The organism is Corynebacterium sp. sy017 (assembly GCF_017918135.1).
Lineage (GTDB): Bacteria > Actinomycetota > Actinomycetes > Mycobacteriales > Mycobacteriaceae > Corynebacterium.
In genome coordinates, this window is sequence record NZ_RZUE01000002.1 from 119,654 (window position 1) to 144,790 (window position 25,137).

The 25,137-nt window shown below is 49.6% G+C and carries 16 protein-coding genes; 12 read left to right on the top strand and 4 right to left on the bottom strand.

Translation table 11 applies throughout. The features are described 5' to 3' along the window. Positions 1-22: 22 nt before the first annotated feature. The gene (locus EML15_RS04030; protein WP_144273588.1) at positions 23-1,471 is read left to right on the top strand and encodes a GntP family permease; all 1,449 of its coding nucleotides are present in this window, start codon (positions 23-25) and stop codon (positions 1,469-1,471) included. Between the two features lie 55 nt (positions 1,472-1,526). Here the strand turns inward: EML15_RS04030 and EML15_RS04035 are convergent, their stop codons facing one another. Next, entirely contained in the window at positions 1,527-2,840 is a 1,314-nt protein-coding gene (locus EML15_RS04035; protein ID WP_144273589.1) for a M20/M25/M40 family metallo-hydrolase, read from the bottom strand. Positions 2,841-2,964: 124 nt separating this feature from the next. On the opposite strand from EML15_RS04035, the gene bioB reads away from it, so the two are divergent. The 8 genes from bioB to EML15_RS04075 all read left to right on the top strand — a co-directional run bounded on the left by bioB (position 2,965) and on the right by EML15_RS04075 (position 19,496). Then, a complete protein-coding gene (bioB, locus tag EML15_RS04040; protein ID WP_144273590.1) occupies positions 2,965-3,960 on the top strand; it encodes a biotin synthase BioB in 996 nt (331 codons plus the stop codon). Between the two features lie 63 nt (positions 3,961-4,023). After that, entirely contained in the window at positions 4,024-4,281 is a 258-nt protein-coding gene (locus EML15_RS04045; RefSeq protein WP_144273591.1) for a hypothetical protein, read from the top strand. A gap of 90 nt (positions 4,282-4,371) precedes the next feature. Continuing rightward, positions 4,372-5,742, top strand: coding sequence for a cell wall-binding repeat-containing protein (locus tag EML15_RS04050; protein WP_144274100.1), 1,371 nt, complete (start codon positions 4,372-4,374; stop codon positions 5,740-5,742). Between the two features lie 160 nt (positions 5,743-5,902). Further along, complete coding sequence (locus EML15_RS04055; protein ID WP_144273592.1) at positions 5,903-11,035, top strand: hypothetical protein; 5,133 nt, start codon at positions 5,903-5,905, stop codon at positions 11,033-11,035. 245 nt (positions 11,036-11,280) lie between these two features. Continuing rightward, complete coding sequence (locus EML15_RS04060) at positions 11,281-13,176, top strand: hypothetical protein (protein ID WP_144273593.1); 1,896 nt, start codon at positions 11,281-11,283, stop codon at positions 13,174-13,176. 209 nt (positions 13,177-13,385) lie between these two features. Further along, positions 13,386-18,065 (top strand): hypothetical protein, encoded by a 4,680-nt coding sequence (locus EML15_RS04065; RefSeq protein WP_144273594.1) that lies wholly within the window; start codon positions 13,386-13,388, stop codon positions 18,063-18,065. A gap of 340 nt (positions 18,066-18,405) precedes the next feature. Next, entirely contained in the window at positions 18,406-18,786 is a 381-nt protein-coding gene (locus EML15_RS04070; RefSeq protein ID WP_144273595.1) for a transcriptional regulator, read from the top strand. Positions 18,787-18,917: 131 nt separating this feature from the next. Continuing rightward, positions 18,918-19,496 (top strand): nitroreductase family protein, encoded by a 579-nt coding sequence (locus EML15_RS04075; RefSeq protein WP_144273596.1) that lies wholly within the window; start codon positions 18,918-18,920, stop codon positions 19,494-19,496. Here the strand turns inward: EML15_RS04075 and EML15_RS04080 are convergent. Next, entirely contained in the window at positions 19,490-20,497 is a 1,008-nt protein-coding gene (locus EML15_RS04080; RefSeq protein ID WP_144273597.1) for an ROK family protein, read from the bottom strand. The two genes, EML15_RS04075 and EML15_RS04080, sit on opposite strands and share 7 nt — an antisense overlap. A 182-nt stretch (positions 20,498-20,679) precedes the next feature. On the opposite strand from EML15_RS04080, the gene EML15_RS04085 reads away from it, so the two are divergent. Continuing rightward, positions 20,680-22,344, top strand: a complete 1,665-nt coding sequence (locus EML15_RS04085) for a DUF885 domain-containing protein (protein ID WP_144273598.1) — start codon at positions 20,680-20,682, stop codon at positions 22,342-22,344. Positions 22,345-22,349: 5 nt separating this feature from the next. Here EML15_RS04085 and EML15_RS04090 read toward each other — a convergent pair whose 3' ends face one another. Next, entirely contained in the window at positions 22,350-22,724 is a 375-nt protein-coding gene (locus EML15_RS04090; RefSeq protein WP_144273599.1) for a DUF1304 domain-containing protein, read from the bottom strand. A 48-nt stretch (positions 22,725-22,772) separates the two neighbouring features. Here EML15_RS04090 and EML15_RS04095 point away from each other — a divergent pair, with 48 nt between their 5' ends. Continuing rightward, the gene (locus EML15_RS04095; protein WP_144273600.1) at positions 22,773-23,204 is read left to right on the top strand and encodes a MarR family transcriptional regulator; all 432 of its coding nucleotides are present in this window, start codon (positions 22,773-22,775) and stop codon (positions 23,202-23,204) included. Here the strand turns inward: EML15_RS04095 and EML15_RS04100 are convergent. Further along, positions 23,179-24,240, bottom strand: coding sequence for an AbrB family transcriptional regulator (locus EML15_RS04100; RefSeq protein WP_144273601.1), 1,062 nt, complete (start codon positions 24,238-24,240; stop codon positions 23,179-23,181). The genes EML15_RS04095 and EML15_RS04100 overlap by 26 nt on opposite strands. A 115-nt stretch (positions 24,241-24,355) precedes the next feature. Between EML15_RS04100 and EML15_RS04105 the strand changes: the two genes are divergently transcribed. Next, positions 24,356-25,135, top strand: coding sequence for a TSUP family transporter (locus EML15_RS04105; RefSeq protein WP_144274104.1), 780 nt, complete (start codon positions 24,356-24,358; stop codon positions 25,133-25,135). Positions 25,136-25,137: the final 2 nt, after the last annotated feature.

A 25,137-nucleotide genomic window follows, 5' to 3' on the forward strand; every position in this document is an offset into this window, starting at 1 on the left:
ATCTCTGCAAAGTGAGACAAATATGGTCATTGCATTTATTGGTGTGTTGCTATCGCTAATACTCTTAGTGACATTGGCATATCGTGGTCATTCAGTTATTGTGGTCGCGCCATTGGCAGCAGCATTAGCTTTGCTTTTTTCAGGTCAGCCATTATTGGCCAGCTATACTCAGATTTTCATGCCAGCTCTTGGCGGTTTCGTCACAAAGTATTTTCCACTGTTTTTATTCGGGGCGATCTTTGGTCATCTTATGACTACTACTGGTTTGGCTCAGTATCTTGCTCGCGGAATTACTGCCTTATTGGGTACTAAGCGTGCAATTTTCTCCACTGTGTTAGCGTCCGCGCTCCTTACCTATGGTGGTGTTTCTGCGTGGGTGGTGGCGTTTACGATTGTGCCGATAGCTACGGCGCTTTTTCAAGAGACAGGTATCCCTATTCGACTTATGCCTGCGGCTATTGCACTTGGTAGCTTTACTTTTGGTATTGCGGCACTGCCAGGTACTCCGCAGATTCATAATGCAATCCCTACCACGTATTTCGGCACCAATACCTACGCTGCTCCGATGTTAGGTTTGGTTGCTTCTGCTCTAATGCTGGTTTTGGGTTTATTCTGGTTGGAGTTTCGCGTTAAGCAATTACATTCGCGTGGTGAGTTCTTTGTGCCTCTCGACGCTCAGGGCAAGGCTATTGCGCTCCCACATATTTCGGATGATTCCACTCCCGACGCACCTGTGACGACTTCCGGTGACGCGTCGGAAGCAGAAGAGCCATCGGTGAGGATGCAGGGTGTGTTGGGTCTTATTCCCATTGCCGTTGTGGTGCTGGTGAATTTCTCCTTTGTGTATGGTTTTTCTCGGTGGCTTGATACTGATTATCTGGGGCAGGAGAAATTTGGCAATACGTCGATAGAGGCATTGTTGGGTATTTGGTCGCCAACTATTTCGCTGCTGGCTGCCATTGTGGTCATCATTGTGATGTTCCCCAAGAAATCTGCCGAGACGTTATCGCAATGTACGCAAGGGGCAAAGAATGCGGTTGTCCCTTGTTTGACTACTGCCAGTGAGGTAGGTTTTGGTGCTGTTATCGCTTCTCTTGCTGTTTTTGCTTTGATCAAGGGCAATATGCTTGATCTGAGTGACAATGCGCTTATTGTAGGTGTTATTTCTACGGCAGTTATCTCTGGTATCACTGGTTCGTCGTCGGGTGGTTTGAGTATTACCATGCAAACTTTGGGGGAGCAGTTGGCACAGTTGGCGCATGAGCAGGGGATAAGCATGGAGCTTATGCATAGGGTTATTGCTATGGCGTCGGTGAGTTTTGATTCATTGCCGCATAATGGTGCGGTGTTGACCTTGCTCATCGTATGCGGAATGACACACCGATTGTCGTATAAGGACATTGCGGTGTGTACGATTGCGATTCCGATTGTTGGGTTAGGCGCTATTGTGGCGCTTGGCGCACTGCTGTAGCCAGGTGGTTTTAGCAGTGCTTGAGGCTAGCTCGATTAGTGAGGGCAGTAGAGCATTAGTACAAGAACTTGTGCAGCACCATGTCATAGCCGCGGACGGTAAGCTCTAGATCTTCAAGGTAGAGGTGTTCGTCGTGGGAATGGAGCTGCGCATAGGTTTCGCCTAGGCTGCGCTGTTGGGCATGGACAGCGAAGCCATATCCTATGCCGCCTAGGTTTCGAGCAAAGCGCAGGTCGGAACCACCGGCTGCAATGGTAGGCACGACTGTTGCGCCTGGGAATATCTCGAGCAGTGTTTCTTCTAAGACATGGTAGAGTTTGGTATCCGTTGGCGAGGTCATGGCAGGTTCAGAGATGAGGTGTTCGATATGCACTTCGTCGGCAAGTTCTCCTAGTGCCTTGGTGATAAGGCTGTCGACATAATCATCATCTTGACCTGGCAAAGTGCGAATATCCAGCTCTATCCACGCGTGGCTGGGCAAGACGTTAATGGCTTGACCTGCGCGAATTACTGTTTGGGCGATGGTGAGGTGGCTAATGGCATCACCAAAGGCAGCCAGTTCTGCCAGAGGGCTTAGGTCAGTGCCGGAGCGTACGAGTTCTTCGGTTTTGGTATCGAAGCGGAAGGCGTCGACAAAGCCATGCCATTCTGGACTATTAGAGATTTCAGGTTTTATGGCTGCTATGCGTTTGGCAACTTCGGCGATTTTCGCCACGGCACTGTCTCGTCCGTAGGGGGTGGAGCCATGTCCTGCGTCACCATGAACGTGGAGTCGTCGTTGTGCAGCGCCTTTTTCGCCTACGTAGAGCACAACAGAGTCGTGTCCATCTGCTCCGGGAATATGGGAGCCGCCGGTTTCTGACAAGCAGTTTTCCCAGCTAAAAGCGGTGGGTTCATGTTTGGAAATCCAGCGTGCGCCTAATGCGCCGCGTGATTCTTCATCGGCAACTCCCACAAAGGTCACCGTGCCCTTATTGCCACCTTTGCGGGCAATGTTTCTCGTTGCCGTCGCCATCGCTGCGGTGATAAAGAGCATATCGACGCTGCCCCTGCCATAGATTTTTCCGTCTTCTATATGGGCGTCGAAAGGCGGTTTAGTCCACTGTGCTTCATCAATAGGCACGACGTCGATATGGCCGAGTAGGGTCAGCGGTTGCGCCTGTGGATCACTGCCGGGTACTGTGACCGCAATGCTGGTTCTGCCAGGCGCAGGCTCGAATTTTTGGATCTGGACGTTTTCGCCAGCGAAGAATTTTTCCAGAGTGGCGGCATTGCGTATTTCTTGCCCAGAACCGGGGGTGTAGTCATTGACGCATTGATTGCGAATGAGCTCGGATAGTAGTGCTAAGGCTTCGTCGTAGAGTGTCATGTTCTTATTGTAATGCTATTTGGGGGTGGTGATGGGGGAAATTCTTTCCACCAATCCATGAACACTGTTCAGTGATTCTGATTAAACTTCTTGAACAGTGATCAATTATCGGAAGGACTAGCCCATGAACGACATTCTCACCCGCGCCCGCACCAAGGTCTTAGACCAAGGAATTGGGCTTAACAAGGCAGAAGTTCTTGAAGTATTGCAGCTCGACGACGAGCACATCCCAGCATTGCTGGAACTTGCACATGAAGTAAGACTGAAATGGTGTGGCGAAGAAGTAGAGGTAGAAGGCATTATCTCCCTGAAAACCGGAGGGTGCCCCGAAGATTGCCACTTCTGCTCACAATCTGGATTGTTCCAATCCCCTGTGCGTTCTGCCTGGCTCGACATTCAAGGACTTGTGGAAGCGGCAAAACAAACCCAAAAATCTGGTGCCACAGAGTTTTGCATTGTCGCAGCAGTTAAAGGACCAGATGAGCGCTTGATGAGCCAGCTAGAAGAAGCAGTGGCCGCCATTAAAAATGAAGTAGAAATCGAAGTAGCTGCCTCAGTAGGGATCCTGACCCAAGAACAAGTCGATCGCCTCAAAGCAGCAGGCGTGCACCGCTATAACCACAATCTAGAAACTGCGCGTTCCTTTTTCCCGAATGTTGTCACCACGCACAGCTGGGAATCACGCAGAGAAACCCTACGCATGGTGGGCGAAGCAGGAATGGAAGTATGCTCAGGCGGTATCTTAGGCATGGGGGAGACACTCGAGCAACGTGCTGAATTTGCCTGTGACCTAGCAGAACTCAACCCAACAGAGGTGCCAATGAATTTCCTTGACCCGCGCCCAGGCACTCCTTTTGCAGATAAAGAAGTCATGGAGACGAGCGACGCTTTGCGCGCCATTGGTGCTTTCCGCTTGGCACTACCGAAAACAATTTTGCGTTTTGCCGGTGGTCGAGAGCTAACTCTTGGTGATTTAGGCACTGAGCAGGGTCTTTTGGGAGGAATCAATGCGGTGATTGTGGGCAATTATCTCACGACGCTTGGTCGTCCAATGGAACAGGATTTAGATATGCTTGGCAAACTGCGTTTGCCGATTAAAGCACTCAACTCGAGCGTATAGTGTGTATAGCGCCTAAGAATAGCGCCTTGGAACAGGGACGGGAACAGGAATCAGGAAATTGCTATGAATTCTCAGCAATCTCAAGAATTACTAAGTGCATTATTAGCCGGTGAGCCTGCTATTTTTCACCCTAACACTGGGCAGAAAATAGCAGAAGAAACCGATATTCAGCTTTCGCCTTCTGCGCGGGCGGGGTTGGAAGCGCCGCGTTTTTGTCAGTTATGCGGGCGCAGAATGGTGGTGCAAATTCGCCCTACAGGCTGGCAAGCTCAGTGTTCACGTCACGGTAGCGTCGATAGTGTCTATTTTGAGCAACGTTGAACTTGTGATTATGTCTCGGTAGAGTGGCGGCTGGTAAGAGAATTGTGAGTAAACAATAATAATTGAGGTGTTTTCGTGCGTTCGCGGAAAATGTTAGCGATCCTAACTGCTGCCATCATGGCAGGTGGATTACTTAGTGCTTGCAGTTCACAGGATGGTGCTGGCGCTAATAATTCTAGCTATGAATTAAGTTCCTCGCAGGTCAAGGCGAGTGCCTGGCAAAGTTTTTTCGATGGCGATGCTGATGGGGCTAAGGCGATCGTCGCAACGCAAGAGCGTGTGTGGGATGGGGCGCGCAAGGCTGTGGAGCAAGGTGCTGCATTATTTATTGATGAGGTTCCTGAGGGCGCAAAGGATATTGATGTTGCAGAGCAGCTCGACGGTGCTGCGGAAGAAACCGCACCTGAAAAGGGCATAAACGCTGCCATTGCGGCGTTAGAGCCGAAAAACCCCAAGTATCGCGATTTAACGGTGGTGGTTACGGAAAATACTGCTCCTGAGCAGGTCGCTACGGCGCGTGCTGCTGGCGCTGAGATTGAGGTTTTGCCGGTGGCCGACCCACGGGCAAGCCATGCGGTGATGACCGGTAAGAAAGTGGTTGCTCTCGGGGATGAGTTTGGCGACCAGAGCCATTTCGACGAATTACTCAGCATTGCGGGTAAGGAAGAATTGCCTGGCGGCGGCGGTTTAGTATTCCCTGGTCGTCGTATGGTGGCGCTTTATGGTCATCCTTCTGGTCCGGCTCTTGGTGCAATGGGGGAGCAGCCACCTGCGGAGGCCGTGGCGCGGGTGCAGGAATTGGCTGCGCAGTATCAGCCTTTGGAAGACCAGCCTGTGATTCCTGCATTTGAGGTTATTGCTACTGTTGCTTCTGGTTCCGCGGGAGCGGATGGTAATTATTCCAATGAGTCTGATGTGGCGGAATTGCGTCCGTATATTGAGGCGATTGGTCAGGCAGGCGGTTATGCGGTGATTGATTTGCAGCCTGGTACTGGGAATTTCCTTCAGCAGGCAAAGCTGTATGAGGAGCTCCTGAAATTGCCTTATGTTGGTTTGGCGCTTGACCCGGAGTGGAAACTTAATCCTGGTGAGAAGCCGTTGTCGCGGGTGGGTAGCGCTACTGCTGAGGAGATTAACGAGGTAAGCGAGTGGTTGGCGCAGTTCGTGCGCGAGAATGAGCTACCGCAAAAGGCTTTTGTGCTGCATCAATTCCAGGTGGCGATGATTGAGGATCGTGAGAATCTCGACACTGCCCACCCTGAGTTGGCTTTTGTGTTGCACGCTGATGGGCATGGGGATCCTGGGCAAAAGTTTGATACGTGGAATGTGTTACGCCAAGATTTGAGCCCTGATTTCTTCATGGCGTGGAAGAACTTTTATGACGAGGACACTCCAACCTTTAGTCCGGAGCAAACATACACTGAGGTTGACCCGCGTCCGTGGTTTGTTTCCTATCAATAAGATAATTGTGCTTTTCGACGCTCATGCTTTGTGCATGGGCGTTTTTGTTATAGGGGTGCTGTAGTGGGTGCGTGAGCACTCTCTCGGCTGGACATTTTCATGGGGGGGGGCTACTCTTTAGGTGTTTTATGTTTTCTTAAGGTTTTTCTAAGGAGTGTTCATGGGGAAGAAACACTGGTTGCTGCGCCGTGTTGGTGCAGTGATTATGACTACTGGATTACTATCCAGTGGTATCTGGGGAGGTGCTGGCTCTGGTGTTGGTGTGCCTGTGGTGTGGGCTCAAGAAGAGACAACAGCACCAGCGGCGGATACTGCTAGTGGGAAGCGGTTGCCTGATTCGGTGATTAAAAACATGACAGTAACCGCTGATCCTACTAACAAGGATAAGGTTGTGTTGACTGTTGATTTCGTGTTCCCTGATGACGCAAAACCAGGGGATTATGTTGATATCAAAGTGAAATCGCAAGGTTATAGATTCCACACTGCTTTCCCTCCTCTCGATGGTGACTTAGCAGTGAGTGATCCTAAGTCAGGAAAAACAATCATTGCTGTTAGCTCTATATACGGTGGTTATCGTGCTACGTTGCAGCCAGAGTCTGAGGGATTCGTAAACCGTACGGCACAACTTACACGTACAGCAGAAATTCCCAGAGGTCAGTGTGAGCGTGACCCGGCGTCCTTGAAGTACACTGCAACAACAATTGATTCACAGGGTAACAATCATGAGTGGAATTTATATACCACAGTTGAACGTGATGGTGGAAAATGTAATACCAACACGAACCCATACCCCAGGGGTTTTGGCGGTATGCCTATCCCCCGCATGGCATGTGAAACAGATGATATGAGCTTGAAGTATTATGCTGCTACCAATGAGAATGCTGCACAAGGTGCTGGCGTGTACGGTCAGGCGCAGGGTCGTGTGTTTGTGACTCCGCCGATTGGTGATGTTGGCGGTGCGAACGAAACCTTCCAAGACATCTATGTGCGTGTACGTGTAGATGAGGCACAAACACCCATGAAAATGACAGAACTTTCTTCGCATTTGCAGGTTGTGCTAAATGCAGCAGGGTCTGATTGGGGTTTTTCTAATTCGTATGGTGGTTGGATACCTAATGACATAGATGTTAAGTACCCTTCTGGTACTCCTGTTCCTCCACAAGCGTATGTGTATCCACCTGACTTTGATCTTGAAGGTATCAAAGCGAAAGCACAACCAGGAACCAACGGACTAAGTGAGTCTTTTGACTGGAACAGTAAAACAATTACTCAAGAAGATGCTGACGCTTTAGGTGAATTGTTTGCGGAAGCGTTTAAGGCGTGGCAAGAAGCTCATAAGCCTGAGGTGATTGGATCCAATGATGATCCTGCAAACGGTACTGTGTATGTGGATTATAAGGTTCCTGGGTTGTATAAACCTGTGATCATGCAGAATGCTTGGGGAGAGTCTGTTGCATCATTGCGCACTATAGGCAAGGTTTACCCTGATGAGAATGGTAATGCTAGTGCTAATGCTGTAGCCTCAGTGCTCAAGAGGCGTGCATTGTATCGACTCTCTGTTTTTGGTGGTGATGTGTTTGCTCCGTATTCTGGTGCTGCGAAGTACAACACTATCCTGACCTATTCCACTGACCCTGTGAGTTACAAGGAAGGCGCTCACGTCGGTGGTGGTGCGCATTATGGTTCCTGTGGCGAAGGTGAAGCTACACAGTTTCAGGCTATGGAGGGTGTTGCTCATGGTGATCCGCTCCAAGCAAAATCTGTGCCTGGTGTGAGTGTACTGAAAACAGTGAGGGTTGTTACCTTTCCTGGCGGACGACTTCTTGACCAGTTTATTCGTGGTAGTGCGGAGGATGCGAATGAGGCTCCTGGTATTGCTGCTGCTGAGGGCAAAGAATTAGAGTTTAAGTTTATGATCCGTAACTCGGGTAATACGGTGCTGAAAAACTTAAAACTTGCTGATGATAAGATCCCGGCAGACAAAATCGCCTGCGCTATGAATAATGTAAGTACGAGTCTTGATGCTGTTGTGTTGCAGCCTGCTGAGATGGCGGTATGTCGTGCGTTTCTTGATGGTCTGAAACCTGGTGAGCAGCATACAAACCTTGCGACAGTAACAGCAACACCTGTGGATAAGGATGGTAATCCTGTTGATGGTGGGGATGTAACAGCACAGGATCCTGCGAATGCGCATGGTGCAGTCCCTGGTGTTGAACTTGTGAAGAAGATTAACGCTGTGGATGCTAACACCACACAGGATGCTGTTGTGGTTGATGCGGACTCAGACATGAACATTATGTTTGAGGTGACTAATACTGGTGATATGCCGTTGAAGGATATTGTGGTCAGTGATGATGTGATTACTGATCCAAGTAACATTACGTGTCCTGGTCGACCAGAGAAACTGAACCCTGGTGCGAAACTGATTTGTTATGCAACCCTGCCTGCACCTCAGGCTGGTGAGATGCATACGAATACGGGTACGGTGACTGCTACACCTGTGGATAAGGATGGTAATCCTGTGGGTGATACACCGTTAACGGATTCTGACCCAGCGAATGCTCGGGTACCGAAACCACGTGTTCCTGGTGTTCGGGTTGTGAAGAAGATTAATGGTGAGGATGCGAATCGTGAGCCTGGTGTTGCTGTGAAACCTGGTGAGTCGTTGAACATTTCGTTTGAGGTGTCGAACACGGGTGAAACACCACTCAAAGACGTGACAGTGTCTGACGATCAGATTAAGAATGTTCAGGATATTGTGTGTGAGAATAAACCAGAGGTTCTTGCACCGGGTGAGTCGTTTACCTGTACCGCAGTGTTGCCGGCACCAAGCTCTGGTGTCACACATAAGGATACTGCGACGGTAACTGGTGTTCCTGTTGATGAGGAGGGTCATCCTGTGGGTGATACTCCTGTCACTGATGATGATTCGGCGTTTGCGTGGTTGGATGAGCCAGCGAAAGTGGAGAAACTCCCATCGATTAAAGTGATCAAGAAGATTAACGACGAGGATGCGAATGTGGCACCGGGTGTGAGGGTAGTCCCAGGTGCGGATATGAAGGTGTCGTTTGAGGTGACGAATGATGGTTCTGCAACCTTAGGCAATGTCACTTTGTCGGATAATGTGATTCCAGCGAAAGACATCACGTGTGAGAATAAACCTGAGTCACTGAAGCCTGGTGAGTCGTTTACGTGTTCTGCGACATTGAAGGCTCCTGTGTCTGGTGAGCATGTGAATATCGCCAGTGTAGAGGGCACACCAGTGTATGCGGATGGTGAGTCTGGTCCCACAAGCCCTGTGTCTGATGATGATCCTGCGCGTGCGTGGGTGGATGAACCACAAAAAGAAGTCAAGAAGCCTTCTATTACTGTGGTGAAGAAGATTAACGACGAGGATGCGAACACGAAGCCTGGTGTGAAGGTGCAACCTGGTGAGGATATGGATGTCTCGTTTGAGGTTAAGAATACTGGTTCGGCAACACTGGAAAACATTGCATTGTCGGATAATGTGATTCCAGCAGACCACATCACCTGTGATAACAAACCAGAGACGTTGAAGCCTGGTGAGTCGTTTACCTGCCATGCGACACTGGCGGCACCATTGTCTGGTGATCATGTGAATATCGCAACGGTGGAAGGCACCCCAGTGTATGGTGAGGGTGAGACTGGTTCTGATTCTCCTGTGCGGGATTCTGATGAGGCGAATGCGTGGGTGGATGAACCACAGAAAGAAGTCAAGAAGCCTTCCATTCACGTCATTAAGAAGATTAACGACGATGATGCTAATAGTAAGCCTGGTGTGAAAGTACAACCGGGTGAGGATATGGGCATCTCGTTTGAGGTGACCAATACTGGTACCGCAACATTAGGCAATGTCATTGTGTCGGATAATGTGATCCCAGCAGACCAGATCACCTGTGATAACAAGCCAGAGACTCTTGCTCCTGGCGAGTCGTTCACCTGCCATGCGACATGGAAGGCTCCTGCTTCGGGTGATCATGTGAATATCGCAACGGTTGAAGGCACCCCAGTGTACGGTGATGGTGAGACTGGTTCTGATCAGCCGGTTAAGGATGTTGATGAGGCGAATGCGTGGGTGGATGTTCCTGATGCAACTGTGATGAATCCTTCTGTCAAAATCATTAAGAAGATTAACGACGATGATGCCAATGCGAAGCCTGGTGTGGGGGTGTCACCTGGTGAGGATATGAACATTGTGTTTGAGGTATCGAATGATGGTGATGTGGCACTCGGTGACGTTGCATTGTCGGATAATGTGATTGATGCGAAAGATATCATGTGTGAGGATAAACCAGAGTCACTTAAGCCTGGTGAGAGTTTCACTTGCACCGCGACATTGAAGGCACCATTGTCTGGTGATCATGTGAATATCGCAACGGTGGAAGGTACCCCTGTGTACGCGGAGGGTGAGTCTGGTCCTGAGGGTCCTGTTATGGATTCTGATGTTGCTCGTGCGTGGGTGGATGAGCCTGAGAAGGTGGTGAAGGTTCCTTCTATTACAGTCATTAAGAAGATTAATGGTGATGATGCTAATAGTAAGCCTGGTGTGAAGGTTCAACCGGGTGAAGACATGAACATCGTGTTTGAGGTGACTAATACTGGTTCGGCAGTACTGGAAAGCATTGATCTTACGGATAATGTGATCCCAGCGAAAGACATTGTGTGTGAGGATAAACCGGAGTCACTCGCCCCTGGTGAGTCGTTCACCTGTCACGCATCGTTGAAGGCTCCTGCTACGGGTGATCATGTGAATATCGCTACCGCCCAGGCGACACCTGTGTATGGTGATGGTGAGACTGGTTCTGAGGGTCCGGTGTTGGATGTGGATGTGGCTCGTGCTGTGGTGGTGGAGCCTGACCAACCAGAGGAGTCTGAGGAAGAGAAGCCTTCTAAGCCTGCTAAGCCTGCTGAGTCTGAGGCAGACAAGCCTGCTAAGTCTGCTGGGTCTGAGTCCAGCAAGCCTGCTGGGTCGTGTGGTGAGTCTGTGGGTGCTAAGCCTGCGTGTGGCACACCAAGCGAACCTGAGTCCAGCAAACCTGCTGAGCCTGGCCAGTCTGGTGGTGTGATTGCTGGTGAGGTGATGAAGCATTGCCAGAAACCAACCAACCCTGCCCAGTCTGGTGGGGCACAGTCCGGCGAGCCTGTGAAGGCTGAGCCTGCTGCGGATAAGACCGCTAAGACTACGGCTAAGGCTGGTGCTAAGACTAATACTGGTGGCAAGACTCAGAAGTCTGGTGTGCGGGTAACCACGGGTGGTCATCTAGCAGCTTAAAGCCTGCTTCTTAAACAGGCGTGTGTCCTGCACACGTATAGCACGTATAGTGTGGGCGCAGATGTGGGGTGGTGTAACAAGCACCACCCCACTTTTCACATTCAACAGGGGGAATGCGCTTCATTGTTTTGTGCAAAAGGGCTGTGCGAGCAGAAGGAGCACTCTTTCGGCTGGACATTTTCATGGGGGGGGGGCTATTCTTTAGGTGCTTTATGTTTTCTTAAGGTTTTTCTAAGGAGTAGGTCGTGGGGAATGCGCATGGATTATCACGTCGTGTAGGCGCGGTCGTGATGGGTGTCGGTTTGCTTTTTGGTGGTGCGATGTCGCCAGTTTTAGCTGCCGACGACGCGGACACGAGTGCTGGTTCTGATGAGTTGCGTTTGCCTGATCCAGAGTTTACTGGTGAGGTTACGGAGCTGAGTGGTGATAGCGCATCACTAGAAAAAGCTGGGTATGAATCTGCAGATTATTATCTGAATCAGCTTTTTGTGTGTCAAAACCGTAGTTTTGACACTAGTAATACCACGTGGGCTGGTCTTGGTGTACAACGTGATCCGGCAACCAGTGCGTTGACTGATATGGCCTATCGTCAGGATGGTGTTGCTGGTGATAAGCGTGCTGGGTTCTATGGCACGGTGCATAACCGTTTGTGGTTTAAGGAAGCACATCTAGCTCCATCGGATTACCAGTTTGATCCTTTCTTCCAAGATTTATATGTGCAGATTAAAACTACTGGGGAGAAAGACCTAGAGTTCCTTGATGGTACTACTCCTGTGAGTGAGCATGCTCTTGCGGCGAAGATCATGGAAGATCCAACACAGTATATCCGCCTGCAATCAGCAGAGCCTTTAGATTCCTACAATGGTTTTGATGCTAGGAATATACGGTGGTCCGATATTTCTGTACCCCAGGCGATTCGTCGTATTGTTATGGATAAAGCGATAGCGCAGGGTGTGCCACGAGAATACTTCATGCAGGGGCCTGGATCTTCTGACCAGTTTTCTGCTGAACAGATAGCTCAATATGATGAGATCATTGGTGGGTTAGTGTCTGGTTCTGGTGTGGAAACTGCATTTAGCGAGTGGTTAAAAACTCATTTGAGTGTGGAGAAAGTTTCTCCTGGTGAGATTGTGTTCAAGCTCGCGGATTTCGGTGAAGATATGGGTAGGCAGATGAGCATGCTTACGGCGACAGAATTGTCTGAGGAAGAAAAAGAAAAGTATGGTGTCGATTTCCCATATGGAGCTGTTTATCTGGGGAGGCTGGAACATGGATATACTGATCCAGACACAGGTGAGATAAAATATGGCAGTAGCGGTAGTCATGCTGATGCTCAGCCTACTTTGTTTGGTATGACGCGGTTTGATTTTGGTGCAACTCCTTCGCGTAATAAGAAAAACATTACTTATTATGAGGATGCCATTGATGAGTTTCGCAAGGGCGAGCCTGTTGCCCCTATCGTGGTTTTGGACACCTATGTGTCTGCGTTTGCTCCTAATGAGAGTGGTACATATGAGGCGCAGGTGAATTACTATGTGGATAAGGCTGATCTTGAGGCGGGCAAGACTGCTGAGGGTGAGACTGTGGGCAATTATGGTGCCTCCTGTGGTGGTGAGTTTGTTGTGGAGGCTGAGGAGGTTGCTGACGTAAAACCGTCATCTACATCTGCTACATCTTCGTCTGCGGTGGAGCCGTCTGCGTCTTCGGTTGCGCCAACCACGTCTGAACCTGTGCCTTCTTCTGCGGTGTCGTCGTCCTCAGCGGCTCCTGCCACATCTATATCTGAACCATCTACATCAGAATCTGAGCCTTCCTCTTCTGCTAAGCCATCGTCTACCACATCGTTTGCGGAGCCAACACCAACCACTGTTGTGAAGGAACCTGAACCATCCTCTGCTGCTGCATCTTCGTCTTTGGTGGTAACGCCTGTTCCTGTACCTACTGAGTCTGGTTCTGATGCGCCTGCTCAACCTGAACCGGTCAAGCCTGGTGTCATTGTCGCTGAGGTGTCAAAGCATTGTGATAAATCTAGTAAGAAAACCAGTGCTGAGAAGGCTACTGCGCATACTTCCGACGTAAGGGGAGTCAAAAAATCGGGTGCTCGTGTTACTACTGGTGGCATATTGCGCAATATGGACTAGGTGCGATTCAGTATTTGCCTGGCTTTCTAACTGTGGTGTTTGAGGAAATGTTATTTCCGAAACACCACTTTTATTTATGGGGTGAGATATGAGCCATTTTCAGGGGTAGGTGCTTGATTGTTTTTCTCTTTCGACTGGCGTTTTGATGGGGGGGGGGGTCTATTCTTTAGGTGTTTTATGTTTTCTTAAGGTTTTCTAAGGAGTAGGTCGTGGGGAGAAAACGTAGCATACCGCGCAGTATAGGTGCGGTATTGATGAGCATAGGAATGCTCGCAGCAGGTGTAGTGTCACCTGTGCTAGCTGGTGCTGAAGACACCTCTAGCGGAAAAGTTGATTTTAATTGGCCCACAAGTAATGGCTTTAAGGTGCATATTGGTGATGAGGAAAAACATCGTCTGAGCGAGCTTAAGCTCATGGATATGCAATCGGGTGGTGTGGTCAATTGTCATGGTGGTGATATGTGTGTGTCTAAAGTAGGTGACACTGCTCATGTGACAAAGACATTCCAAGTGCAGCCGGCAATTATGTCAGAGAATAAGAGCTTGCAATCTGGTGGCTATGTTATTGCTATTCCTGCTGTTCTGGATAATGTGAAAATGCGTATTGTTTCTTCTCCAGATCAGAATTTGGAGGAGTATCTTGCTGGTCAGCAGCAAGGTGCTCGTCTGGGTGAAACTCCTGCGGTGAGTGAGAAAGATATTTCAGTTGATCTGGTAGATGCATATGCTGCTTTGAATAGCGGCGAATTTGAGACTTTACAATCTTTTGGGAAGAATGGAAAATATGAGGCTCGTATTTTCTATGGCAAAAAGAGCTTAGAAGACTTTGAGTATACGGGCGGAGACTACTACATAAGTATCGATCAGCCGTCTGTTTATACACCACCTGCTGAGGGAAATGCGTACACTTACATTGTTTTTAATCCTGAGGAATATGTGCCGGGTGTTACTACCTTAGAAGTAACGGGTGATTATAAAGTTGCTGCTGAGGAGACGTACCTTCCTTTTGCAATATCTGGACCACGTGCGCACTTTAATGAACTTGGTTTAGGTTTTCAGACTGGTGGATCCGGGACTGCGTACGGGGAACCGGGATCTATGTGGGAACTCTATCCTGATCCTGATGCAGAATACAATGAAGAGCATGTTTTTCGTGGCTTCTTAGAGCACACGTTGCCGGAATACTCTACAACACCTAGTGAAGGGCTACTTGAGTTTTATCGCAAAAATAGAACTAACGACGGTATCACTGGTAATAGCACCTGTTTGGTAACCAAAGAGACTGACTCTATGGGCATAATTGGTGCTGACGTGGAAGATGGAAAATCTATCACTACGGCAATAACGCGTGATTTAGGTTTTGTCGAACCATCCGATGATCCAGAGACAAAAATCGATGTAAGCCAGCCGTTTGTTCTTCCAGGTGTGACTTCAGAGGTTGGTGAAGGTTATAGCGGTATCTCTGAAGATGGTTGTGACGTCGCTGCTGTAAAAATCACAATCTGTGATGATGAGCCAACAGAATCAGTAACTTCTTCATCTGCTGTGCCGTCTTCTACTGCGTCTACTTCCTCGACATCAGTGGAACCTACTTCTACTACGTCGTCTGTAGCACCGTCTTCGTCATCGGTTGAGTCTGAGCCGTCTACAACGGAATCTTCTTCTGCTGAGCCGACTCCTACCAGTTCGTCTGTTGAACCAACACCAACGACTTCCGTTGAGGATCCTAAGCCATCGTCGTCCACTCCGGTTATTCCCGTAGAGCCAACCAAAGTGGTGAAGCATCCGTCTGTGTCGGTGGTGAAGAAGATTAATGGTGAGGATGCGAATGTGAAGCCGGGTGTGTTGGTTCAACCTGGTGCGGATATGAACATCACCTTTGAGGTCACCAATGACGGTACTGCAACACTAGAAAATGTTGAGGTTACTGACAATGTGATTCCCGCTGATCAGATCACCTGTGCAAATAAACCAGACACCCTTGCACCGGGTGAGTCGTTTACCTGCCAGGCAACCGTGAAGGCTCCTGCTGCTGGTAAGCATGTGAATATCGCTTCTGTTCAGGCAACCCCAGTCTACGGCGAGGGTGAGACTGGTTCTGATGAGCCTGCGCGTGATTCTGATCCTGCTCACGCTAGCGTCGACGAGCCTGCGAAGGTGGTGAAGGTTCCGTCTGTTCGGGTGGTGAAGAAGATTAATGGGCAGGATGCGAATGCTAATCCTGGTGTGAAGGTTCAACCGGGTGAGGATATGAAGGTCACGTTTGAGGTGACTAATGATGGTGATGTGGCTCTTGCTGGTGCTGTGGTGTCGGATAATGTGATTCCAGCTGATCAGATCACCTGCGATAACAAGCCGGAAACCCTTGCTCCTGGTAAGAGTTTCACGTGTTCTGCGTCGTTGAAGGCTCCTGAGTTTGGTAAGCATACGAATATCGCGACTGTCGAGGCAACCCCTGTGTATGCGGATGGTGAGTCTGGTCCTGAGGGTCCAGTTACTGATGTTGATTCTGCTAAGGCGTGGGTGGATGAGCCGCAGAATACTCAGCGTGTGCCTTCTGTTCGGGTTGTGAAGAAGATTAACGGCCAGGATGCGAATGTGGCACCTGGTGTGAAGGTTGCTCCAGGTAGCGATATGAACATCACGTTTGAGGTGACCAATGATGGTACCGCAACACTTGGTGATGTTACTGTCACGGATAATGTGATTCCTGCTGACCAGATTACCTGCGAGAACAAGCCGGATACTCTTGCTCCTGGCCAGTCGTTTACCTGTGAGGCAACCGTGAAGGCTCCTGCTTCGGGTGATCATGTGAATATCGCGACTGTCGAGGCAACCCCTGTTTATGCGGATGGTGAGTCTGGTTCTGATACTCCTGTGAAGGATACGGATGCTGCGCGTGCGTGGGTGGATGAACCGGTCAAGGAAGTAAAGAAGCCTTCCATTAAGGTTGTGAAGAAGATTAACGGCGAGGATGCGAATGTGAAGCCTGGTGCTGAGGTTGCTCCAGGTAGCGATATGAACATCACGTTTGAGGTGTCGAATACAGGTACTGCAACATTAGAAAAGGTTGAGGTTACTGATAACGTGATCCCTGCCAAAGACATTGTGTGTGAGAACAAGCCTGAGACTCTTGCTCCTGGTGAGTCGTTTACCTGTGAGGCAACTGTGAAGGCTCCTGCCTCTGGTAAGCATGTGAATGTGGCTAGTGTGGAGGCAACCCCCGTGTATGCGGATGGTGAGACTGGTTCAGATGGGCCTGTGAAGGATTCTGATGAGGCGAATGCGTGGGTGAAGGAGCCTCAGAAGGATGTGAAGCATCCGTCTGTGTCGGTGGTGAAGAAGATTAATGGCCAGGATGCTGGTGATGGTTTGGGCGTTGAGCTTGCTCCTGGTTCGGATATGAACATCACCTTTGAGGTGTCGAACACTGGTACTGCAACACTAGACAATGTCACGCTGACAGATAATGTGATCCCTGCTGACCAGATCACCTGCGACGATAAGCCTGAGGTTCTTGCTCCTGGTGAGTCGTTTACCTGCCAGGCAACACTCACAGCTCCTGCCTCTGGTAAGCATGTGAATATCGCAACGGTTGAGGCAACTCCTGTTTATGGTGAGGGTGAGTCTGGTTCAACAGATCCTGTGGGTGATTCTGATACTGCGAAGGCGTGGGTGAAGCCGAAGAGTGTTCGTGAGGTGTTCCCTGCGGTGGAAGTGGTGAAGAAGATTAATGGTCAGGAGGCGAGTGCGGATCCTGGTGTGAAGGTGGCTCCTGGTAGTCAGATGGATATTACGTTTGAGGTGTCGAATATCGGTACCGCAACATTAGAAAACATTACGGTGTCGGATAATGTGATTCCTGCTGATCAGATCACCTGCGACGATAAGCCTGAGGTTCTTGCTCCTGGTGAGTCGTTTACCTGTAGCGCAACGCTTACAGCTCCTGTGTCTGGTAAGCATGTGAATGTGGCGACTGTGGAGGCAACCCCAGTCTACGGTGATGGTGAGTCTGGTTCTGATGGTCCTGTGGGTGATTCTGATGTGGCGAAGGCGTCGGTTGATCCTAAGCCGCAGGGTCGTGAGGTGTTCCCGTCGGTGAAGGTTGCGAAGAAGATTAATGGGCAGGATGCTGATACAAAGCCTGGTGTGAAGGTTCAACCGGGTGAGGATATGGATATTACGTTTGAGGTGACTAATGATGGTACCGCGACGCTCGGTGACATCGCGCTGTCGGATAATGTGATTCCTGCTGATCAGATCACCTGCGACGATAAGCCGGACACGCTCAAGCCGGGTGAGTCGTTTATGTGCCATGCAACGCTCAAGGCGCCGATGTCTGGTGGTCATGTGAATGTGGCGACTGTTGAGGCAACCCCTGTTTATGGTGATGGTGAGTTTGGTTCTGATGGTCCTGTGGGTGATTCTGATGTGGCGAAGGCGTCGGTGGATGATCCTGCTTCTGATAAGCCTGGTGAGGATACGCCTGGTGAGGGTGTGAAGCCTGATAAGCCTGGCAAGCCGCATGATCCTGCCTCTGATGATTCTGGCAAGCCTGGTGATGGCGATTCCGGTAAGCCTGGTTCTGATGCTGCAAAGCCTGGTGATGTGATTGCTGGTGAGGTGACCAAGCATTGCGATGGTCAGGGCGGGCAGGATGATTCTGCTGCTAAGGGTGCACAGCCTGCTGATTCTGGTGTGAATGGTCAAGGTACAGGCGCTGCCAAGGGTACAGGCGCTGCCAAGGGTGCGAAGCCTGGTGATTCCGCTAAAGCCACGACCGCTAAGACCGCTAAGACGGATAAGGCTGGTGCTAAGACCAATACTGGTGGCAAGACTCAGAAGTCTGGTGCGCGAGTAACCACGGGTGGTCATTTACGTGCTGCCTAGGTAGTCCGAGTCGTGCATGGTGAGTGTGCCTACATAGTCAGCTATTAGTACGCTGGTGGGGTGGTGTGTTACAACACCACCCCTTTTGCATGGATTTATTTCTATAGTTGTTGGCAAAAAAGTTTCAACAGCTATAGAATCCGTGAGCGACGAAGCGAAAAGAAATCCTTAAAACAATCCGAAACCACGCCAAAAAGACACAACAAGAAATACGAATCATCGAAGGCGCAAACCACACAAGAATCTGGGTCGGAGAAAAATACACAACCCTCGCACGTCACACAGAAATCCCGAATAACGATGCAAAAAGCATTTACAAGCAGCTAGGAATCAACTAACCATGAACACTTTTCGCGTCACCGCAACGCTCAATGAAAACTGGTGGAGTCTCCGTGTAAAAGAAGAACCTGGCATTATCACACAAGCACGACGACTCGACGAAATCCCGGATGTAATCAAAGATGCACTCACACTCTTTCCTGAACTCACCGACGACCCGCAGAATGCGGTAATACATGTCGATGTATCTAATGAGGATTTAGCTTTTGCTACAGAGGCACGCGAACTCAATGAAAAAGCTCACGAACTTTCTATGCAAGCATCTGCCGCTATGCACAGTGCGGCTCAGGATTTATCAAAGCAGGGTTTTACCTTGCGGGATATTGGCGCCTTGCTTGGGGTGTCTCATCAGCGCGCACAGAAACTCATTAAAAATGCATAGCTGTTAGTTCCGTGTGAGTTGTTTATACCTAATCTGTGTTCCTATAAGCGCTTGCGATAATTATGCCTTGACCTATAATTGTTGCTGCATCAATTAAATGCGTGAAGAGATAACTTGAGAAAGGCAGAGCAATGTCATTGACCGTGAGTGAAGCCATTGCAAAACGTCGGGCGACGCGCAAATATACTGACCAGGTAATCACAGATGAAGTTCTCGATAAGGTGGTTCACCTTACGCTAGAGGCACCTACTGCATTTAACGCACAACGTGCGGATTTGGTGGTTATTCGTGATCAAAAGGTAAAGGACGGCATTTTTGCTGCCTCTGGTCAGAAGCAATTGCGCGATGCTCCTGTGGTTTTGGTGACTGTCGCTCATACCGATGTGCCTAATGACCTTGTTGAACTACTAGGCGAAGAACGAGCAGCCTATGTCAATTCTTATTATGAAAAGCTCGACGCAGCTGCTTTGCGGGAAACTGCCATGAAAGACGCAATGATTCTTGCTTCTTTTGCGCTTATTGCTGCCAGCTCTGAAGGACTGGCTACCTCACCTACTACTGGTTGGGATGAGGCAAAGGTGCTTGACGCGCTCGGTTTGGGTGGGCGTACTAATCGTGGCGTTGGCATGGTCATTGCGATGGGCTATCCTGCTGAAACGCCGGAACACCCTGGTCGTGCCGCTAATCGACGCATTGACGATTCCTACTGAGTATCCTTTACTTTTGCGTTGCGCATTCGTCCTGCGATGCCGAGTGGATCGTTGATGAGGCGGTCGAGCGCTACTGCTCGTGCCGCTGCGCGAGCATTATCTAAATGCGTGGGGATAACGCGCAATTCCACCTCTTTTTTATAAGAGTGCTTAATGCTATGCCCAACTTTGCGGGCATCGGTTTGTTGTGCAAAAGCGGAACCAGCTAACACGATGGTGTCTGGTTTTGTTTCTTTAGCCAGTGCGACGGCTATCGCCCCAAGAGCGACGCGAGAATCTGTTTTTGCAACGTCAAGGCGATACACCCCGTCGGTAGTAAGGATTGCTGCACCATTAGAATCATCGACATAGAACAAGAGCACTTTGTCTTTCTTTTCTGGCGACTGTAATTGTTGCTCTGCACCAGCAATGGCGGTGATAACGCTGGTGATTGTAATAGGAATAGCAAATTGATTATGCAGGTAATTGCTGATATCTACTCGATCCCACCCCAAATTAGGTGCAGTTACTAACCCATCAGCATTGACTGTTCCAGATGTGGCAATGCCCAGATTAGCCAGTGGTAAGCCAATGCCTTCAATAATCCCATGAATATGGGGCGTTAAGTGTGTAATAAACTCTTTGGGATGAATCTGCGCAACAGTAATATCGACAAACTTTTCGCGCAGCACCTGACCACGGATATTATAGGCGCCAATATATGTGGAATGCGTACCCACAGCTATACCGATTTGTACCCAAGGCGAAGTATTCAATTGGATGGGAATGGTGGGTCGCCCTGGGCCTGCAATTGTCGATAGGTCATGACGTTCTTTGATCAGTTGTGCGTCGATAAGCGCCTTGATGGCACGAGTGACAGTCGGTTGGGACTTTTGTGAAAGTTTAACGATTGTTTGTCTGGTGACGGGCTGCTGCAGGCGGGTGATATGCATACAGACCGCTGCGGGGGTTTGCGGTCGCGCGAAAGCGGGCGTACTTGCGACGGTAAACTTGTTACGCATAAAAACAGAATAAGTCAAATAGACTGGATAGTCTAAATTGTGGTCAATTTTTGCCCCAAAAAGGATGGAAGAAACCCTAAGTTATAGACAGATTTGTCTTAGGTGGGCGTCGGTAAGCATGAAAAAATAAGCGCTGACCGTGGGGTGGTTATTAAGCCCCAAAGTGGCTAAACTAGCCAACTATGACTTCTCGACGACAGTCCCCAAGAACCCCATCCCTGCTCGACGCTTCTTGCGATTCCTACATCCACGATCTTGCGCAATTATCGCCAACTCAAGCAACTGCCTGGGGAATCGAAGGGTACGAAGACAAACTTCAAGATTTTTCCCCGCAATACTGGGAAAATATCGCTGACCGCACTCGCGAGATGATCGCAGACGTCGATGCCCTCGACGACTGCACCGACGAAAGCGACGACGAAGACGACTTTGACGACGTAGATATTGTCACCGCACAGGTACTACATGATCGTCTTTGCCTCGAACTATCCTTGCACCACAACGGGGAATACCTCCAGCTGCTCAATAATATCGCCTCCCCAGTGCAAGAAATCCGCGACACTTTCATGCTCATGCCGCAGGACACACCAGAACAACAAGAGGCAATAGCAGCACGACTTAGCCACGTTGATAAAGCATTGGCGGGATACCGCGAGTCTTTGGCTTTGGCGGCCTCCCAAGGAAAAGTCGCCCCACAACGCCAAGTAGATGCAGTCATGCGCCAATGCAAAGAACTAGCCGATTCTGATTCCATGCTGGAAAACCTTGGTTTGGCTGCTGATCATAGCGCAGTGTTGGCAGCCAAAGAGGCGTTTGGCACTATGGCTGAGTGGCTGGCAGAGAATCTTGCTCCCCAAGCTCCTAGCGACGATGCAGTAGGTCGAGAGCGCTACCAGCGATTTAGCCACCAATTTGTCGGCGATATTGTCGATCTCGACGAGGCCTACACCTGGGGATTGGCGCAATTAGAGGAAATAATTGCGCAACAGCAAAAAATTGCTACTCAACTCTATGGCGCAGGTACCAGCGTGCGCGAAGCAATGAAAAAGCTCAATAATGAGCCGCGCTATACCATTCACGGTACGGACAAGCTCCAAGAGTGGATGCAAAAAACTGCCGACGACACCATTGCGGCATTAGACGGCGTACATTTTGATATTGCACAACCAATCCGCACAATTCAGGCACGCATTGACCCCGCAGGCACCGGTGGTATTTTCTATACTCCACCGAGCAATGATTTTTCACGCCCAGGTCAAATGTGGTGGTCAGTTCCTGCTGGTCAAGAGGTTTTTCACACGTGGCAGGAATTAACCACTGTGTACCACGAGTCGGTTCCTGGACATCATTTACAATGTGGTGCAGCGATTGCCGAACGCGATAACCTCAACTTATGGCGACGCATTGGTTGCTGGAACTCAGGTCATGGCGAAGGTTGGGCGTTATATGCCGAAGCGCTCATGGAAGAATTGGGCTACCACGATGACCCAGGCACCCGCATGGGCTTATTAGATGCTCAACGATTGCGAGCAGCGCGCGTGGTGCTTGACATTGGGATTCATTTAGGCAAGAAAAACCCTGAGGGTACTGACGTGTGGGATGCCACTTATGCCAAGCATTTCTTGCGCGAAAACTCTGCTATGGATGACGCAAATCTTGCCTTTGAGCTGGATAGATACCTAGGCTGGCCGGGTCAGGCACCATCCTATGCGCTAGGGCAGCGCCTGTGGCAGCAGCTGCGCGACGACGCTCTGGCCCAAGGTCAAGACCTCAAAGGTTTCCACTCGCGCGCTTTGGCATTGGGCTCAATTCCGATGTCTATTTTGCGAGCTCAGCTCTTGGACTAAGCGGATTAAGCCGCAAAACTAAGCAGAATGAGTGCCAGTAGGGGCAGAGTTCCTTGTTTGATTGCTGCTGAACGCTTATCAGGTGCAGTAGCAAAAAGTAACAGAGCAGCAGCAAACATGGAACCGGTGCCCGCACCAATGAGGGCTATTGCTGCTGGACGTGCTATGGTCCACAAAACTAAGCCGATGATTGTGACAATAGCAAGCATGAGGTTATAAAAACCTTGATTGAATGCCATTTCTTTGGTTGCATGTGCTTGTTGTTCGCTCATGCCAAATACTGCTCGTCCTTTACCTAACCACGCAAAAGACTCTAAATAGAAAATAAAGATATGGAGGATTGCTGCAAGGGCAGCAGTGATGAATAGTGCGATAGTCATGGTATTCTCTCCTTGTATTTTTTAATTGCGTACAATATGATTGCATATATGGCTCAAGAAATGCAACTAGATAAGCACATCTGTTTCCAGCTCTACACAGGCTCTCGCCTCATGCAAAGAATGTATCGCCCATACTTGGAAGAATGGGGCATTACCTATGTGCAATACCTGGTGCTGGTGTGCCTTTGGGAACAAGATGGGCAAAGCATAGGGGAGCTTTCCACACCATTAGACCTTGACTCTGGCACCTTGTCACCGCTGCTCAAACGCATGGAAACAGCAGGGCTGGTAACCAGAGAACATAATCCTAAGGATTATCGCAAAGTGCATTTCTTTTTAACGTCGAAAAGCACAGCAATGGAAGCCGAAGCAAAACAGATGTATGCACAAGTAGCAGCGTCATTAGGATTGGATGATGCTGATCTACACGCCCTACACGCCATCATGGCGAAAATTAATCCGAGCGCCGACGCAATATAAGCCGTATCAGCGTAGGCAAATAACCAGCCAATAACAGCACACATATAACACGAATAATCTGGAAGGCAATCACCACAGAACCTGCATTGCCTTCACTGGATAATGCCAGCACAGTCTCTAATGCACCAGGACTAGTAGCCAGATACGCCTCAAAATAACTCACATCAAGCCAGCTAGTTAACGGTAGAGCAGTGGCAGCGCAACCACAGATAAGAACCGCAATAAAAATCAAGGTTGCCGGGAGTTGTGCAGCAAAAAGTTTGAGTGCTGCTACAGATAATCCACCACCGCACATCCAACCAATTGCCATGAAGGCAACATATTGCACCAGGTATGGCGGGGTAAAGTCAATGGATAATGCCTTGCCGATAATGACAGTACATACCATAGGTCCAAGAACAGTCGGCGCTGGCAGGTGCAATAGCCGCCCGAAACGATCCCCGAAAAAGGCGATTAGCGCCATGATGAGCAACACCCACCACGCTTGGAGTGGAGGGTGCACTGCATGAGAGCTGGCACCTTGAGGGGACAACACATGGGTGATAAGCGGCAAAGAAATAGAGATAATCAGCAATCGCAAGTATTGACTCAAAGCCACATAGCGATAATCTGCCCCTAACTCTTTAGCCAGCATGGGCATCATGGACGCACCTCCGGCGAGCATGGACAAAATAGCAGTTTCAGAGCTAATTGCGCGCTGCGCCCTAGAGAGCAATAATCCGCCAATCACCCCAATACCAAGGGTGATAGCGGTGGTAAACAGTGCAGGCAAAATATAGGGGGTCAGCTCAACTAATGGGGTGCCAACTAGGGGAACACCAGCCAAAATACCAATGAACCCTCGCACAAACACAAAAAACTGCTTATTCATGGTCAATTCTTGACCAGTGGATAACGCAAGTGCCCCAGAGGCAAGAATGCCCGCCAAAATCCAACCCGCAGGAATATGGAGTCGCTGAAATAACAGCCCGAACACTATCGACGCAGCAACGACAATCAGCCACCTCAACCATATGCGCTTATCTTTTGCTGCCATAGCCACTTCCTCCACTCATCGCGTATCTATCCCGTGTGCAATTTTATTAAAAACAAAGTACAGCGAAAAACAAACAAGCTCTCGACGATACCCAAGCAGGTCTATGATAACTCTCATGGATATTGCGCAATGGATTGTTCTCATCATTGGGGCAACTGCTGCCGGATGGGTGGATGCAGTGATTGGTGGGGGAGGATTAGTCCTCATTCCGCTTATCCTCAGCGTGGCACCTGGATTTTCTTATGCCACCGCAGCAGCAACGAATAAAATGGCTGCGGTAAGTGGAACCGCCTCAGCCACATGGGCATTGGCGCGCAAAGTACCATTGGATAAGCGGTTTGCGTGCCAACTCGTACCCCTTGCATTGCTGTGTTCTGCTGGTGGTGCGTTAGTGGCAGCACAGATCAATAAGGACATCATGCGTCCCGTGGTGATTGTGTTATTGCTTTTCTCGGGAACCTTTGTGGCACTGCGCCCGCAATTTGGGCAGCAGCGGCAGGATAATCAGGAAAAACACTCGACGCTGCGTCGAGTAGCTATTTTGGGTGTGGTAGCACTTATTGCTATGTACGACGGTGTCTTTGGGCCAGGTACCGGAATGTTTTTAATTATGAGCTTTAGTGCCATCATTGCCAAAGACTTCATGCAATCAGCAGTCCTGGCCAAAATTGTCAATACGAGTACCAACCTGGGTGCACTTGCGGTATTTATTGCAGGTGGGTATGTGATGTGGAAACTAGGGGTGGTATTGGCGTTGGCGAATATCGCCGGAGCACAATTGGGGGCACGGACGGTGCTTGGTGGGGGTACAAAACTTTTACGACGTGCGCTGCTGGTGTTGGTTGTGGTGATGAGTGCGTATCTTGCCTGGCAGCAATACGTGGCAATGCGCTAGAA